The following is a 16,691-nucleotide window of genomic DNA, read 5'->3' as shown; positions in this document are numbered from 1 at the left end:
AAGACACCCCGATGGAATCATTTTCTGATTCTGTGTTTTTAAAGGCTTTCTTTCTTTATGCAAATAAACAATCGAAATTTATCTAAGATATTTATCCAAAATGTCACTCTTTTAGACTGTGCTCTTTTTATCCCAAATAAAGGGCCTAAAGGCAAAAGTTGGTATGTTGACATTATTTGGGAAGGCGAAAAGGACGAAACAGGCGTCTTATTCGACTTTAGTCTAGCTAAAAAGTCTGCAAAGAGCACAATTGATCATGAATTTGATCATAAACTTCTCGTTAAAGCAAGCCAAATCCGTTTCCAATCAAACTCACAAATAATTATAATTGGAAATTTTAAATCCGATAAAAAAGAGACTTTTTTTGCAATTAATACCTATAATAATTCAATAAAAAAAGTCGCAAGAGAGACTATTAAAGCGCTCGAAAACGATGACGTAACAGAACTTGAAAAAGAAATTGCAAACGCAATTTTAAGAAATTCTCCGAACAACGTAAAAAACGTCACTGTTACGTTAAGAGAAGATGACAATAAGAAAAAATCAAACTATTTTAGCTACACGCACAGTCTTTGTCATCACTATGGCAACTGCCAACGTTTTCATGGACACAGCAATATAATTGAGGTTTTTCATAAAGGAAAGATAGATCCAATAAAAAGCACAAAAGCTGCTAAAAAATTAAATAACTCATATATTATTTCAAGAAATTATTTAGCAAATAATTGGGACTCACGCCTTATAAAAGAGCTTATAGAGCATTGCCCCGAAATAGCAGATTCTAAAGACGAACTCATTGCTGCACAATACAAAGGCACACAAGGCGAAGTAGCAGTCATTATGCCCAAAGCAAATACTCTGCTAATGAGCTGCGAAAGCACTGTAGAAAACCTTGCAGAATATATAAGAAATCAATTTGGTGACGATACAGAAATAGAAGTACGTGCATATGAAGGGCTCGCAAAAGGCTCCATTTGCACCTGAGGATAAAATGAGCTTTTTAGTCAATGAAATATATCCTTGCCTACAGGGCGAAGGAGTCAATACAGGCATTCCTTCATTGCTTGTGCGTTTTCATATCTGCAATTTACGTTGCACGTGGTGTGACACACCTTACACACATACTTTAAAAAGTGATCCTGTAGACAAAAATAGTCCCAATGGAAAACAAAAATTCTTCCGTCTTTCATTGGATAATTTAATAGAAAAAATAACAGAATTCCCACAAAAGCATTTAATTCTTTCCGGTGGTGAACCAACATTACATAATTTAGGTTTGCTGATGCGAACATTAGGTACAGAATACACAGCTGAAGTTGAAAGTAACGGAACACGAATTCCTCATAAACAAATTCCAAATTTCTTAGAAACTGATTATAATTTAATGCAATGGAATATCTCTCCAAAATTTTCAAATGCAGGTGAAAAGTTAGTCCCTGAGGCTCTTGCTCATTGGGCTGCGCTTTCAAAAATACATGCACATGTTTACTTTAAATTTGTCGTAAGAAAAAATTTCTTAGCAGATGATATGCAAGAATTAATTAAAATTGTCACCGAAAATAAAATTTCTGCGCAAAAAGTTTTATTAATGCCAGAAGGCACTACAATTGAATCGCAAGTAGAAAATATTTGGTTACATGATGAGTGCCTAAAACATGGATTTCGTTATGCAACACGCCTTCACGTTCTTTTATTTGGTAATTTGCGCGGCGTTTAAAAATTTCATTTTAAGAGTTGTTGGTAACTATTATAGATCTTAACACATCAGTCTGCTTTAAAAGCGGTATTGGTTTGGGGATATCACGATAGCTTAAGTTAAAAATAATTTCTTTTTGTCGAGATGAATACATTTTATTTAGAAATGCATTTGGTAAAAACATAAAAGTATCATTAAGTTTATCATAGACTTTAAAGAAGTTATTACAATGGACAAACTGATCGCCACCATACCAAGGATCATGAATTAGTAAAGTATTATTTTCTATTCCTTTAACAACAACTGCATGGCCAACTCTTCCACTAAATATATTTATTGAAATCACAAGGGGGCCTAAATGATACAGCGCATAAGCAAGCCAGGAACTAAATTCCTTCATATTATTTCTAATATTTTCTGGTAAACTTATAGAATCTAAGCCCATACTAAATAGATCATCATTCGAAGTTCCGCAAAACGCACCTCTTTTTTTAGAAATAAAATTATTGATTTTTTGCAACTGTCTATTAAATTCAACACTTGATCGAAAATGAAGCATTTGAAATGAAGTTAACATCTTTACGCTTGTATCACCACAAGTATTAATTTGATCTTGAAAAATGAAGGGACAATCTAAATTTACAAAAGGTGGGAACTTCTTTGGATAATTTGTATTAAAAAGAAGTTCATCTGTAAATTTTTTTCCACTTAATTTTACAACATCTGTTTTAAAAATCTGTTTATTTGAATGCCATCCAAACATACCTTTAATAAGTTTCATAATATTCCATCCATAGAATCATGGTCAAATAAGATTGAAAAAATAACCGACCAACAACTCTTTTAGATATATCAATAGATTTTTATTTTTGACAAATTGATTTAAAAAATTATAAGAATGATTGTTGACATCTCAATAGAAATATAAAGAATATTAGTTTAACTTCGAACTTCTTTCTTATTTAAAGGAAAATGAGTGAACTGGATAGTTTATATAATAAAATCAAAATCTGGAAAACTCTATACAGGCATTACAACAAATTTAGAAAGACGAATCAAAGAGCATTGTAGTGAAAAAAAAGGGGCAAAGTTTTTTCGTATGTCACCCCCTGATGAAATTCTTTTTCAAGAAAATCACAACTCTCGATCTGATGCATCAAAAAGAGAGTGTGCAATTAAAAAATTGACTCGCAAGCAAAAATTTGAATTGATCTTTAAAAAATAATTATTAAATAAAGATTTAATATATTCAGAAAATTGCTTCTAGTATTAATGATTCTAAGAATAATTTATTAATTTAAATTCCTAGCTAAAATTTTATTTTTAGGCTCACCTAATAAAGGCGAAGATAGAACATAAATACCATGATTTGAAAATGCCCAAATTAAGTTTCTATCCCATTCTACAAGAATACTATGCACTGGATTAGAGGGATCGCTACTAACTTTTGTTTTTCCATCTGAACCCAAAAATTCACCTGCCATTTTTGGAACAAAATACGCTGATATTTTCACATTATTCTTATCCTTTAAATCAAATATTTGCACACCAGCATTGTAAAAAGCATAAGGTAAATAACGCTGATTTGGTTTTCCTGTGTTAATTGAGACATAGCCACTTCTTTTAGGACCAAAACTTCCCCTTCTTTGACAATAATCGGTGAAGAGAGCTGATTTTGCTGGCATAGGTCTTGGTAATGTAAAAGCAATTTTGGGCTTTTTAGGATCTCTCACATCGATTGCATAGATATCTTTGTAAGGTTCGTGACAATCTTCTGCAAGTGGATAACCGCTGTAATAAACCATTCCCGTCGTTTCGACTTTTGAAACATCAATATTATCGCCGACAGTTCCACTTACATTTAGAGGAAAATCAAGATGCGAAATAGTTTTCATTTTACTAGGATTAGAAATATCTACAATATAAAAACCAAAACCACCCATTGCTGCATAACCATACTTACCACCTTCTTCTACATTTTTAGGAATAAAAAGTGGCATACGAGCCCCCATCCAAGTTGTTTTATTACCTGCATGTTGATTTTTACTGTATTCTTTTTCTTCACTACTTTTCTGCCCTGGAACAGACCAAATGGAAAGTAATTTTGGTTTTTCTGGATTTGAAACATCATATGCCAATTGAGCTCCAGAATATAAATAAGATTTATATTCTGTATTACTATATGAGTCATCAGGAGCCCCTGCAACAAATAAATATTTCTCACCATCATAAACGGGCACATCCTGGCAACCCGAACCTTGTTGAGGTTGATCACTCGCTTTCGCATTTACATCCAAGGGTGTTTCAGAAAGTAACTTCCAATTTGACCAATCAGAATCAGTGACTTCATAAATTCGAAAACCTCGCAACATTTTTCTTTCTCGAATTGCCCTAATTTGATCTTTATTTATATATTTATTTGAAAGAATTCCGTAGCGCGGAACTTCATAACATTGCACTGCAATGGTCTTTGCAAGATTTTTATTGTACTTAATTGTCATTGGACCAAACTGATGTTCACCCTCCTTAATTTTAAAATCTTTTCTTTTAATAAATTTAATATTATTTGAATCGGTGATATCAAATAGGTTAAACATAGTTGTCTCATAATCATATAAATATCTACTCCCTTGCCAATTTAAAACGGCTTGCCAACTGTGTCCATGTCCCGCAACATAAGGAAGATATCCTTCCACTTTCATATTATTTATATATTGATTGCTATCTAAATATGACAAGCTTCCAACAAATGGCTGGGGCCCTTCACTGTCAGGTGTCATTTTAGGATGGATAAAAACTCCTGTGACTGAATTATAGCCCCAAGATCCTGGAGAAGGTTCAGAAGGTTCACCTGGCAATTGAGTGGGTTTTTGTATTTCCTTATTTTCAAATTGCAAATTAAATTTTTCATCCGCAAAAATTTCGAAATTAAAACTCAATGAAGATATAGCAAAAAGAGAACATAATTTAAAAATTTTATTATTAAAAATCATAATTTAAACCTTTAAGTTTTATTAAAAAATAATTTCTATAATTTAAACTAATTGATTTGACTAATCAATACAAAAATTATTTTTTTTCATTTCTGACATGAGAAAAATTTTTTTGAATTATCTGATAAGATGATTTTGTAATTATGATTAATTGTTTTGTGGATAAAGAATAAATTTTTTTAAAATTTATTCTTGCAAATCCATTTTTAGAATTTAGTCACATAAAGCAAGTTCTAGAATGGTCACTTGAAGTTAAATAATATATTTTTTGTAAACTTTACTATAAATAACAAAATAAATATAAGTTTAATATTAAAAATTTCTATAAAAATTGTTTGCTTTTTAAAAACATTGCTTTATATTATGGATGCTTCTCAGTCAAAACATATATTAAGGAGAATATTATGCAAAAATCACAGCAAAATTTTTTCGATATCTATAGTTCAACTGATGAATTAAAAATTCATGGAATGTTATCGGCAAGCCTAAATTCAAAATGTATTCAAATAGGTGTAAAGTATGGAATATTTTCACTTATTCACAGTGGTACTGAAAACACAAAGGATTTAGCAAAAAAACTTGGGTTTATACCAGATAGGCTATATCGAGTTCTTAAAAATTTAGAACACTTAACAGTAATTAAAGAAACAAATGAGCATTGCTTTAAATTAACGGCTTTAGGGGAAAAACTTCTACCAGATAGTAAAGGAAGTTTAGCAAATTTAACTATGCTTTGGAGTGATGAATTTCAAAATGCCACCAATAATTTAGATAACACTTTAAAAATAGAAAAAAGTGGATTTGAAATTGCTTATAATGACAATCTGTATAGTTATCTTCAAAAGAATCCAAAAATAGCAGAGAATTTTGATTTAGCAATGCGTGGTCTATCTGAATATTTTAACAATGAAATTCCTAATGAAATGGATTTAAAATCGGTTGAATCAATTGCCGATATTGGTGGAGGCTCTGGAGCTACTTTAAGAAATATTATTGCACATCATTCTCATTTAAAAGGTATTCTATTTGATCAAAAAAGTGTCATAGACAAAGCAATGAATGAGATGGAGCATTTTCAACACAAAAATAGAGTGGATCTTGTACATGGCGACTTCTTTAAGCCCCTTCCTTTTAAAGTAGATTGTATAATTATGTCAAATATAATTCATAATTGGAGTGACGAAAAGGCAACACAAATTTTGCTGAACTGTCGCAATGCATTAAATGAAAATGGAAAAATTTATCTCGTTGAAGCAGCACTAGAAGGATCCATAGAGCCCATCATGGGCAGAAGTATGGATTTAACAATGCTCCTAATGACAAGCGGCAAAGAAAGAACTTTTAATGAGTTTGACAAAGTATTCCATAGTGCTGGACTTAAGAGAGTCAATGCTAAGAATATTTTAAATATGACCTGCTTAATTGAAGTTAAATCAATTTGATCTTTGGAAAAATTAAGCGATAATTTTGAAAAATCGCTTAATTTTTTTTATTGACCTTTAATATATTTCTAGCTAATTCATCAGAAAATTTTTTCTTTTTTACCAATTTTTATACCCGCAAAAAATTCCCATCAGTCATTTTTTTATATTAAATTTACGACTTTTCTTTCCGATTTATATTGCATGAATTATTTATTAAATTCTACTTATAATTTTTGGAGATTAAATTGAAATATAAAAAAACTTTAATATTCATATTTTTTGGAATATCAATTTTTATTGGAATAAAATATATAAAAAATAACAATCAAATCAGTATTCCGCAAGAATATTCACCTATCAAAAATCAACAAGATATAATAGTAATCGAAAATAAGAGCATTTCAAATGAAATTGAACAAAGCAAGAATGATGAAAGAGATACTTTATTTGAAGATGAAGACAAATATGAATATAAAACCACAGAAAAATTAAAATACAATGAATTTACTTTTAAAAAATTCTTAGAAAAATCTGCAAGTGAGAAAGTTCCTGGGAATAAAAATTGTTATTTTGCTTCAAAAGTACTTGCTATTGATAAAAAAAATCTGAAAAACCCGAACTATGAAATTTTATGGGAAGATAGATATCTTTACTATATCAGCTCAAAAAATACGGGGATTAAAGCTTCCCCCACAAATTTCAATACTAATTACTCATTAGTCACATTTGATAAAAGTAATTCTAGAATTGGAATAGTAAATGGTTTTATCATACTTCGCACAAAAAAAGAAATAAGTAGTATGAATCACTTTTCAAATAAATATAATGTAAACATAGTTTCTTCCTATCCCTCAGACAACGTTTATGTTGTTAGAACTAAAAGAAAAACTAATATAATTCAAACTATAAGTAAAATTAAAGGGAGTTCTTCAATCAAATCGGCAAATCTTGAAATCATCAATACTTTTTCTTTACCTCAATAAAATTTTTACTTAAGGATTAATATGTTATCTGTTATAAAAAAATCTAGTTTGCTATTTCTTTTGCTCTTTATGTCTTGCTCAAGAAATTCCTCTATTAGTAATAATAACTTAAGTTCTTCAGGTCATTCTGATGATATTATCAAAGGGAGTGGAATTATATTTGACCAGCAATGGTATTTAAAAAACACTGGGCAAAAAACATATTCCAAAATAAATGCGACACCAGGCATCGATTTGAATTTACCTTTCCCAAACTTTTATACTGGAAAAGGAATTAATGTTCTCGTAAGTGATACTGGAATTGATTTTAGCCATCAAGATCTAAAAGAAAATTTATTAGAAAATTCATCTTTAGATTTTGTAAATAATCCAAATGCAAATTTAAGTAACTTCAATTTATTAGATAAAAAAGAGAATGATCATGGCACAAATGTTGCTGGTATGATTGGAGGGTCATATAATAAAGAAAATGGCTTTCGTGGTATTGCACCTGCGGTTAAATTAGCCTCTGCAAATTATATGTCCGAAGTATTAGATCGTACAATAATATCAGATTTTAATATGAAAATGAAAATCTATAATAATGCATTAGATAAGAAAATTCATTTAATTAATGAAAGCTATTCTAACTCAGAATTTATTCCTCATATTTTCTATGTTGATGAACAAGATGAAATCTTATATGAAAAAATAAAAAAATCACAAAGAGATAATGAGAAAGGCTTTATAATAGTAAAACTAGCAGGCAATTACACCTGTGATGCAAAGATTGCTTTAGATGTCGCTAAAATTATCGCGCAAAAACTAGTTTTGCAAATAGATAAAAAAACATCTAAAGATTCTGAAGAAAAATCCCTTGAAAAACTCCTCGAAAAATTTAAAAAAGAAGTTTTCAGATTATATACTAATTCAATAGATGAAAATTCGTTTCACTCTCTAACAGAAAATCAAATAGAAATTTTAAAAGCAATACGACCTCATCTTTCTATTATGGATGACCAAACGACAAATCCTTATATAATTACAGTTTCTGCATTAAGTGCAAATGGAAATATCGCTTATTATTCTAGCATTGGTGCAAATATTTGGATCACAGGGTTAGGTGGAGGTGAAAGCTCCCCAACCGTTAGCGACGGAGTTTATAGACGTTCTCCATTACAACCCAACTCATTTCCTAAAATTCTCACCACACGCATTGCTGGACGTGAAAAAGATCTTCATTCTAGAACAGATTTTGATAAAGGAATTTTGCCTGAAAATGAAATGTTTAATTATACTGCTGAGTTTACTGGAACATCTGCGGCAGCACCCTCAATTACTGGAGTCATTGCTCTTATGCTGGAAGCCAATCCAAAATTGAGTTTTAGAGACGTAAAATACATTTTAGCCAAAACTGCGAATAAAGATAAATTAACTCCAGATCCCAAACCAAGTTGTATAAAAATACTTGAAAAAATTGGAGAGTTCAACAATAGCTTTAGTGAGTTATGGAATAAAGGCTGGACTGTAAATGCAGCTGGTAATTCTTTTCATAACTATTATGGCTTTGGTTTAATTGATGCCGACAAAGCTATTCAAATGGCTATAAATAATTATAAATCGCCATTTGAAAATAAACCAAGTGAAGAAAAATGGTACAAATCTGGAAACATGCAAGAGCTATTAGGCCGCGAACCGCGTATTCAAGCTGGAAATAGTTTTTTCCATGAAATTGAAGTTCCGGATGAAACAATTATTGAAGCCATTCAGGTGACTCCATATTTTGATGCTTATAAAGCTGATGGTATTTCTGTGGAAATCATTTCTCCCAGTGGCACACATAGCACTTTGTTGTACCCAGGAAACTCACTCATTAAATTTGATCAAAAGGTAACAGGAGCTCAATATCCAGCAAACTTTTATGATGATAAAGACTCTCATAATGCAGCATATACATCAAATGCTTTTTATGAAGAAAACTCCAAAGGGAAATGGCGAATTATTTTGAAAAATCACAATACTATTGATCCAAATAACTCTTTAACATTCTTTCAATTTGCTGCTTGGAAACTCAATATTATTGGACATAAAAATTAATATTTAAAATGCTTAATGGGCTCACCCTTTGACTCGAGATCTTTTAGGCTATCGATACCTAATTGAATATGTGCGTCAGTCCATTTTGCTGAAACATGTTTATCACCTGCTTCAGTTTTTACGCCTTCAGGGGTAATAGGCACATCGGAAACCACCAATAAAGCACCACGGGCAATTTCGTTATAAAGACCAACCATAAGAACGGTTGCCGTCTCCATATCGATTGCAATGCACTTCATATTGTGCAAACGCTTAAGAAAAGATTGATCATGTTCCCAAACTCTTCGATTTGTTGTATAAACAACACCTGTCCGGTAATCATAACCGGCTTCCACTATTTTTTGTGAAACAAATTTATGGAGCTTAAATGATGGCATTGCTGGCACTTCAGGTGGAAAATAGTCATTAGATGTTCCTTCCCCACGAATAGCTGCAATTGGTAATATAAAATGACCTATTTCTGTGGAGTGTTTTAACCCTCCACATTTACCAAGAAATAAAACGGCTTTGGGAGACCGAGCCCCCAAAAGATCCATTATTGTTGCAGCATTAGCTGAACCCATACCAAAATTGATGATAGATACATTTGATTTTTTACAGGTTGCATTTGGCATCGCACGGTCAAGACCTGCAACAGTTGTTCCTGTCATTTCAGCGAAACGATTAACATAAGTCTGAAAATTCGTAAGCAAAATATAATCTGCAAAGTCATCAATTTTTGTTCCGGTATAACGGGGTAGCCAATTTTTACAAATTTCTGCTTTTGTCTTCATAAAAAACTCCTCAAAACTTCATTTTTATTCTATACGCTTTTTAGCTCGGTAAGCAATACCTTGATCAAGCCGTTGAGAATAAAAAAGTGATTTTCTTTCATAAATAAAGGGTCGAAAAAATGACAAACAACCTGAAAATCTCTTATAAAAATAAGTCTGCATTAAAAAATTTAGATTATTTTTCTCAAAATATTTTATTATTATCAGACATGTTTGAAAAATATTTTAAACAAAATATAGTTTGTCATTTTCAAATTCAAGCATGTGAAGGGTTTGAATTTGAAATAGGTAATAATTTTATTGCTACGAATATACTACCAAGTCAATACCAAAATATATATTCTTCCGAAAATAATTCAATTATATTACGTTTTTTTTGCAATACTTCAAAACGATTATCAACAAAAAATATCAATAATTTTTATACTTTATTAAAAAAATCAGCAAACTCTCCGCTCTTTTTTGTAACTCCTTATGAAAACTCTCATAAAGAAGAGAGTTCATATGTCATTGATTCTAAATTTGAAGTCAGACTGCATATTTCTCATGATGGGCTCGATTTAAACATTTTCAATTACAATGAAAAAAAAGATTTTATAAACAGTTTATTCCAACAAATACTCTCTATTTTTAATAATAAATCTATAAATAATTATAATATTTATCATGAGAATGTAAACTTATCACTACCAGAAAATAAGCAAAAGAATAATAGTTTTTTAGATAAAGAAATTATTGAAACAATAGAAAAAGCGAAAGACTTTATGAATAAAGGTGATTGCTATCTTGCTAATTTAACTTCAACCATTCCACTTAATGAAAAAACATATTTTATCTCAATGACTCATTTTATTACTGCTTGGTTAAAAATCAAATCACGCTACGGAATATATTATCATGATATGAAAGTTGGATTATCATGTTTTTCACCAGAAAGATTTATTTATTCACATGATAATAAAATGACAACAGAACCTATTAAAGGCACCCTAAAAAGCAATAGCAACATCCCAACTCTCTCAGACGCAAAAGCAATTTGGGCTGATAAAAAAGAAATATATGAACACACATTGGTTGTTGATCTTATGCGCAACGACTTAAATCTCGTTTGCCAAGCAGGAAGCGTACATGTTTATCGACCATTTTATGCAAGAATTGCTGGAAAACTTATTCAAATGCAAAGCTCAATTCTAGGAACTCTTAAAATGGATAAAACTCTTGGTGACTGTCTAGAAGCTATGCTCCCTGCAGGCTCAATAAGTGGCACCCCAAAAAAGAGAGTCTGCGAAATCATTTCACAATTAGAAAATGTTAAAAGGGGTTATTACACAGGTATTTGTGGCATATTAGAAGAGAATGGAGATTTTGATTCTACAATTTTAATTAGAAGTGTATACAAAGGGGAAAGAGGCGTCTATTGCGGAGTAGGCGCAGGAATAACAACTCTTTCTAACGCAAAAAGTGAATACGAAGAATTTTTAATTAAGCTCAATTCATTTTTGCACGCTATTGAAAGCCCAGTATGACACTCCTTTTTATTGATCACTACGATTCATTTTCATATAATTTAACGAGTTGGTTTATAGCAAAGAATGTTGAATTAAAAATTATATCTTATAATGAAATAAGCTTACTAAAAGATTTAAGTCAATACAAAGCTATTATTTTTTCTCCGGGGCCAGGACATCCAAGCGAATACCTTGAATCAATTGAACTTTACAAACGGATTCCAGAACATATACCATTTTTAGGTGTATGCTTGGGACATCAAATTTTCTTACTCGCTGAAGGTGGGATCGTTGAACAGATAAACCCTATTCCTATTCATGGCTGTCAAGTTGAAATTATTGACTGTAAAGAATCAAAATTTATTAAGAACATGACCCCAAAAGGAAGTGTTGTCTTGTATAATTCCCTTGGTTGCAAATCATCCGATCCTATTTTTTCAAACAGTGTAGTATCACTTGCAAATGAGAGCGGATTCAGCTTAATTGCTGAGCATAAACATCTTGCACGTATTGGTGTTCAATTTCATCCAGAAAGCTTCGCAAGCCCTGGGGGGGATTCTTTTCTAAATGCTTTTTTAGGGTTTGTTTAATGTTAGGTCGCTTGTATGCATTTTTATTTATAGTCACCATAGCACTCTTGCTTTGGTATCAGAAAAGATATCTTGATGAATCCAGTGAGATTTTTCAAGCTCAATTAAATTCAGAAAATTTGATATTGCCAACGAGCAGTGTGAACAAATTTCAAACACGTTCATATGAGAATGGTTATTTAAAATATTCATTTTCTGGCGATAAAATAATTTATTTTACCGACAATCATTTTGAAGCAATAGGAAATTTGGTTTATAAAACTTTTGATAATCAACAAAAAGAATCTTCAGTTATCAAAACGACAAGAGCAACTGGACAAATGGAACTTATCGATGAAAAAGAAGGACAAACCGCTTTATCCGTGGGAGCAAATAGTCGAATTAAATATGCGATTCTTCCAGATGAGGTTTCATTTAATTTTAATGAGAATATTGGAAAAACAAAAAATATTTATATAGATATGATAAATCAAAATATTCAATCAGATAGTAAAATTGAATCTAATGGTCCTCAGGGAAAATTAAAAGGAAAAGGATTTTCTTATTCCATTAAAGATGAAGAGTTTAAAATTAAATCCGATGTCGATGGAAAAATAAGTTTACCTGAAGACAATAAAAATAAGTTGAAATAAGAAAGAAAAAATATGCTTTATTTTAATTTAATACGATCGACAATAGTTTTAACTTTTTTAATTTCATTTGAAATAAAAGCAGACTTCAAGAAAAATCTTCCAGAAGATTATGAATATCAAAATAATAATGAATCAATAAAACCAAAAGAAAAGAAAAAAAATGAGATTGAAATAAGCAAAAAATCAGGCTCACCAAAAAATGACAATGATTTAAAAAATGATTTGGCAAATCACAATCAAAATGCCCCCGTGTATTTTGAAGGAAACAGTGCTGAGGGATCACGCAAAACCGGGGTTTTAAATTTAATTGGCAATGTAGTCATTATACAAGATGATTTAAAATTAACGGCAAATAAAGCACAAATTATAAGTAGCCAAGGAAAAACCTTTGGGTCTGGCTCCACCACTGTAAAAAAAGCAATCGCAACAGGAAATGTGAATATTTATAAAAAAGGCACTTCAAATACACCAGAAATAAGAGCTGTTGCAAATGAAATTGAATTTCAAGTTCCAGAGAAAATAATGGTACTAACTGGAAAAGCAAAGGTTTGGCGTAATAAAGAATTTGTAAATGCAGAAATTATTACAATTAATTTAAACACAGGTGATATAAGTCTAAAAGATCCGCATGGGACAATTGATCCAAAATCAACAAATAGTTTTAGCAAAGACAATAAAATAACAGAAAAAAAGAATAATTTATAAGGGTATTTAAAAGATGAACAACCAACTAAAATCTTCTAATTTAATCCGAAAGTTTGGAACACGTACGGTCGTAGATGACGTGAGTTTTCATGTAAATAGAGGTGAAGTGGTTGGTCTTCTCGGTCCAAATGGAGCAGGGAAGACAACAAGTTTTTATATGACAGTTGGTTTATTAAAGCCAAGTTCGGGCATCGTAAGAATTGATAAGGACATTATCACTGAATTGCCAATTCATAAAAGAGCTCGCCTAGGCATAGGATATTTACCTCAAAATTCAAGTGTATTTCGTAAACTTTCAGTAGAAGACAACTTGAGAGCTATTATGGAAGTCTGGGGGGTTCCCAGAAAAAATCGAACATTGCTCTTAGAAAAATTAATAGAACAATTTGGTATAGGCCATATTAGAAAAAGTTTAGGTCTAAGTCTTTCTGGTGGCGAAAGAAGAAGGCTTGAAATCGCAAGAACTTTAGTTATTTCTCCTCGCTTTTTACTGCTCGATGAACCTTTTGCAGGGATTGACCCTGTTACAGTTGCAGAAATACAAGAGCTCATAAAAAAACTTGTGGTAGAAGAAAATTTAGGAGTGCTCATTACTGATCATAATGTTCGTGAAACACTTACATTGTGCGATAGAGCTTATGTTTTAGCTTCTGGAAAAATACTTGCCGAGGGATTACCTGAAGATGTAGCTTCAAACGAAAAAGTAAAACAAGTTTATCTTGGAGAGAATTTTACATTTTAATTAATTTTTGACTAAAAAAACCTCGACTTTAGCAACACCCTTTCTCATGATTCCAAGCTTTTTCGCGGCTGCCACACTTAAATCAATAACTCTGCCAGGAATAAAAGGCCCTTTATCATTGATTGTCACGACAACAAATCGACCTGTTTTAACATCTTTAACTAATACACGAGAGTGTAATGGCAAAGTTTTGCTTGCAGCAGTTAATAAACCCGGATCATAAATTTTTCCACTTGCAGTTGGCTTACCCGCAAATCCTTTTCCATAAAAGGAAGCATACCCACTTTCTACAAAAGTATGTTCATAATTTATTTTCTCTTTTTTACTACCCCATTCTTTTTTAGTGGTAGTGCAACCACTAAAAACAAAAAGTAATATAATAAAAGCAGAGCCTATACTTAATAACTTCATTAAATATTCCACGAGAGTTATTGTGTAATATAAATTCTTTACACATTTTTAAAAGATGAGAGTCACCTGAGACACACTCTATACAAAGCTAGCAAAACAGTATTCAGCATGAAAGCTGCAAAAAGTAGTTATAAAAAAATTGACATAGAAAAATAAAATAAAAAAAAAGAAATTTCTTTAGTCTCTCATCAGAAATTAAATACAAAATTATTTTTTGCCGAGATTTTTTGATTAATATTTAAGCAAAATTAATTTGAAAAAGAAATATATTTTGCTTGTTTTGTTTGCATTATTGATATTTTTGACTTTACTTTAATTGTCTTATATACATTTAATATATCGATTTCTAACTTTCTCACTTTTTATGAATTATTTTTAAGCAAATTCTCATCCTCCTTTTGAGGTGATCTAAAAATAGTAAAAAGACTCCATAAATTATTATTATTCACTTGCTGAATTGAATTTATGAGCTGTCTTGCTGTTCTTCCCGTCGTTAACACATCGTCTAACAATAACAAATTTTTATTATTGTCCCAAATAAGTTTTTTATTTCCATTTGCACAGTGCCAACTTATTTTTTGTTCAATTAAATTTGAATAATTATAACGTCTTTCAAGCTTACTTTTAATTGCATTCTTTTTTGATGAACCTAAAATGTGTGGATAATATATATAAATAAGAAAATTTTTATTTTTCAAATTTTCAGTTATACTTTCTAAAATATGTTGAAAAAAAATATTGGTATGCCAACCAGAATTAAGAATTCTTTCTTTCCGTAATGGAGAAAGTACAACATATTCAATTTTATTTTCAAAAATATAATTTTGTAGAAAGTTTTTAATTGGATTATAAAATAATTCATAAAATAATTTTTGCGCATTACAATCATTATTATCCTTAGCCAATACTAAAATTTTTGAAAACTCTGGACAATACTTGTAAAAACTCATGACTCTAGAAAATTCGAATAAATCTTCGCAGCCCAAACAATTCATTTTTCCGCAACGCATACAAAATAAACATTCACGCTTTTGCGCAATAGAAAAACATGATTCACATAGAATTTTAATACTATTTTTTACTTTTTTCTTACAAAGATAACAGCGAGAGAAATTGTATATCAACCCTATTCTCCAATTTGAAAACAGATTTCATTTTTTAAATTGGCTTTTAATACTCATAGCAAGTGGAGATTTATCTCCATGATGGTAAGGGTGATTTGATAAAATACAGCGCGCTCTATAAACTTGTTCCACTAAAACAGCAAAAGCCATTTCGTGAGGGAAAGTCATTTTTGAAAGAGAAATGAGTTCAACACGCACAAGAGCTTTCAGCTCTTCAGGCAAACCATAAGCTCCTCCTAAGCAAAAAAGAATATATTTCTCACCTTTTAATTCACACTGTTCAAGTGATTTAGAGAGTTCACTGCTATTTACACTATCGCCGTTTTCATCTAAGGCAAAACACAATGGTTTTTCCACGGATATTTTCTTTATTTCTTTTGCATAAAAAGCAGATAATTCATTGGAGTGAATTGTAGCAGGTGGAGAAATATGCTGGACTGGAGTGAACTTAGATATCCGACCTAAAAACTCCTGTATGAAATCATACAGGAGTGAATTTTTTGGTAATTTCCATGGAGTTATAAAAATATAACGCATAATTTTTAAAGTGAGGCTTCTTGAGCTTGGTCATCACTCACTTCCATCGATTTAGTTAAATTTATAACTTCTTTATAAAGCTCTTGGCATTTATCTTCACTGACTGGAAGCATATGCGCTTTGCTCCAAAGCTGTTCCAATTGATAAAGTTCGCGCGTTGGCTCTTGAAAAATGTGAACAAATAAAAAGCCATAATCGATAAGTACCCAAGTACAGTTTTCCATTCCATCAACTGTGACAGGAGACATACCAAAATGAGTCTTAAAAAAATGACGAACAGCTTCAGCGGCTGCATAAACTTGTCTTGTATTTGAAGCACTTAAAATAGCAAAAAGCTCTGTAAAAGCACCTTGACTCGTAAGATCCATAACAACAGGCCGCACAGCTTTTTTCTCTTCTGCAGCTGCAATTGCGAGCATAGCAATTTCTTCGTGGGTAAATGATCTCTCGCCGATCATCATGCTTGTACTAAAATCAGTCATCAAAACTCTCCAATA

At 31.1% G+C, this 16,691-nt stretch carries 18 protein-coding genes; 11 read left to right on the top strand and 7 right to left on the bottom strand.

Going from position 1 to position 16,691, the window contains the following annotated elements:
- Positions 1 to 57: 57 nt before the first annotated feature.
- Together GCL57_RS14305 and GCL57_RS14300 are read left to right on the top strand one after the other, a co-directional pair.
- Positions 58 to 984: a 6-carboxytetrahydropterin synthase gene (locus GCL57_RS14305; protein WP_152214037.1), complete on the top strand. Its 927-nt coding sequence runs from the start codon at positions 58 to 60 to the stop codon at positions 982 to 984.
- A 7-nt stretch (positions 985 to 991) separates the two neighbouring features.
- Positions 992 to 1,717 carry a 7-carboxy-7-deazaguanine synthase QueE gene (locus GCL57_RS14300; protein ID WP_161597779.1) on the top strand — a complete coding sequence of 242 codons (726 nt, stop codon included), beginning with the start codon at positions 992 to 994 and terminating at the stop codon, positions 1,715 to 1,717.
- Positions 1,718 to 1,727: 10 nt separating this feature from the next.
- Here GCL57_RS14300 and GCL57_RS14295 read toward each other — a convergent pair whose 3' ends face one another.
- Positions 1,728 to 2,477, bottom strand: a complete 750-nt coding sequence (locus GCL57_RS14295; RefSeq protein ID WP_152214035.1) for a C39 family peptidase — start codon at positions 2,475 to 2,477, stop codon at positions 1,728 to 1,730.
- 195 nt (positions 2,478 to 2,672) lie between these two features.
- Between GCL57_RS14295 and GCL57_RS14290 the strand changes: the two genes are divergently transcribed.
- Positions 2,673 to 2,921, top strand: a complete 249-nt coding sequence (locus tag GCL57_RS14290; RefSeq protein ID WP_152214034.1) for a GIY-YIG nuclease family protein — start codon at positions 2,673 to 2,675, stop codon at positions 2,919 to 2,921.
- Between the two features lie 67 nt (positions 2,922 to 2,988).
- On the opposite strand, the gene GCL57_RS14285 is transcribed toward GCL57_RS14290, so the two are convergent.
- A complete protein-coding gene (locus GCL57_RS14285) occupies positions 2,989 to 4,689 on the bottom strand; it encodes an LVIVD repeat-containing protein (protein ID WP_152214033.1) in 1,701 nt (566 codons plus the stop codon).
- A gap of 404 nt (positions 4,690 to 5,093) precedes the next feature.
- On the opposite strand from GCL57_RS14285, the gene GCL57_RS14280 reads away from it, so the two are divergent.
- From GCL57_RS14280 to GCL57_RS14270, 3 genes are all read left to right on the top strand, one after another.
- Positions 5,094 to 6,131 carry a methyltransferase gene (locus tag GCL57_RS14280; RefSeq protein WP_152214032.1) on the top strand — a complete coding sequence of 346 codons (1,038 nt, stop codon included), beginning with the start codon at positions 5,094 to 5,096 and terminating at the stop codon, positions 6,129 to 6,131.
- A gap of 227 nt (positions 6,132 to 6,358) precedes the next feature.
- A complete protein-coding gene (locus GCL57_RS14275; protein ID WP_152214031.1) occupies positions 6,359 to 7,096 on the top strand; it encodes a hypothetical protein in 738 nt (245 codons plus the stop codon).
- Between the two features lie 21 nt (positions 7,097 to 7,117).
- Positions 7,118 to 9,172, top strand: coding sequence for a S8 family serine peptidase (locus GCL57_RS14270; RefSeq protein ID WP_152214030.1), 2,055 nt, complete (start codon positions 7,118 to 7,120; stop codon positions 9,170 to 9,172).
- On the opposite strand, the gene GCL57_RS14265 is transcribed toward GCL57_RS14270, so the two are convergent.
- Positions 9,169 to 9,945 (bottom strand): AMP nucleosidase, encoded by a 777-nt coding sequence (locus GCL57_RS14265; protein WP_152214029.1) that lies wholly within the window; start codon positions 9,943 to 9,945, stop codon positions 9,169 to 9,171. The genes GCL57_RS14270 and GCL57_RS14265 overlap by 4 nt on opposite strands.
- Before the next feature lie 119 nt (positions 9,946 to 10,064).
- Between GCL57_RS14265 and GCL57_RS14260 the strand changes: the two genes are divergently transcribed.
- The 5 genes from GCL57_RS14260 to lptB are packed head-to-tail and all read left to right on the top strand — an operon-like array spanning position 10,065 to position 14,122.
- A complete protein-coding gene (locus tag GCL57_RS14260) occupies positions 10,065 to 11,471 on the top strand; it encodes a chorismate-binding protein (protein WP_152214028.1) in 1,407 nt (468 codons plus the stop codon).
- Entirely contained in the window at positions 11,468 to 12,043 is a 576-nt protein-coding gene (locus tag GCL57_RS14255) for an aminodeoxychorismate/anthranilate synthase component II (RefSeq protein ID WP_152214027.1), read from the top strand. Before GCL57_RS14260 ends, GCL57_RS14255 begins: the two co-directional genes overlap by 4 nt.
- Positions 12,043 to 12,675: an LPS export ABC transporter periplasmic protein LptC gene (gene lptC, locus GCL57_RS14250; RefSeq protein ID WP_152214026.1), complete on the top strand. Its 633-nt coding sequence runs from the start codon at positions 12,043 to 12,045 to the stop codon at positions 12,673 to 12,675. The genes GCL57_RS14255 and lptC overlap by 1 nt, the downstream gene beginning before the upstream one ends.
- Before the next feature lie 12 nt (positions 12,676 to 12,687).
- Complete coding sequence (gene lptA / locus GCL57_RS14245; protein ID WP_152214025.1) at positions 12,688 to 13,380, top strand: lipopolysaccharide transport periplasmic protein LptA; 693 nt, start codon at positions 12,688 to 12,690, stop codon at positions 13,378 to 13,380.
- 13 nt (positions 13,381 to 13,393) lie between these two features.
- Positions 13,394 to 14,122, top strand: a complete 729-nt coding sequence (gene lptB, locus GCL57_RS14240) for an LPS export ABC transporter ATP-binding protein (protein ID WP_152214024.1) — start codon at positions 13,394 to 13,396, stop codon at positions 14,120 to 14,122.
- On the opposite strand, the gene GCL57_RS14235 is transcribed toward lptB, so the two are convergent.
- The 4 genes from GCL57_RS14235 to rsfS form a co-directional block, all read right to left on the bottom strand.
- Positions 14,123 to 14,533: a septal ring lytic transglycosylase RlpA family protein gene (locus GCL57_RS14235; protein WP_152214023.1), complete on the bottom strand. Its 411-nt coding sequence runs from the start codon at positions 14,531 to 14,533 to the stop codon at positions 14,123 to 14,125.
- A 362-nt stretch (positions 14,534 to 14,895) separates the two neighbouring features.
- Entirely contained in the window at positions 14,896 to 15,657 is a 762-nt protein-coding gene (locus GCL57_RS14230; RefSeq protein WP_152214022.1) for a hypothetical protein, read from the bottom strand.
- Between the two features lie 27 nt (positions 15,658 to 15,684).
- Positions 15,685 to 16,194 carry a 23S rRNA (pseudouridine(1915)-N(3))-methyltransferase RlmH gene (locus tag GCL57_RS14225; RefSeq protein ID WP_152214021.1) on the bottom strand — a complete coding sequence of 170 codons (510 nt, stop codon included), beginning with the start codon at positions 16,192 to 16,194 and terminating at the stop codon, positions 15,685 to 15,687.
- 5 nt (positions 16,195 to 16,199) lie between these two features.
- Positions 16,200 to 16,676 (bottom strand): ribosome silencing factor, encoded by a 477-nt coding sequence (gene rsfS / locus GCL57_RS14220; protein WP_152214020.1) that lies wholly within the window; start codon positions 16,674 to 16,676, stop codon positions 16,200 to 16,202.
- Positions 16,677 to 16,691: the final 15 nt, after the last annotated feature.

Origin of the sequence: Fluviispira multicolorata, from assembly GCF_009208585.1 — a bacterium.
Classification (GTDB): Bacteria; Bdellovibrionota_B; Oligoflexia; order Silvanigrellales; family Silvanigrellaceae; genus Silvanigrella; species Silvanigrella multicolorata.
The sequence above is the reverse complement of the archived record's forward strand: the minus strand, read 5'-3'. Positions and strand labels throughout refer to the sequence as shown.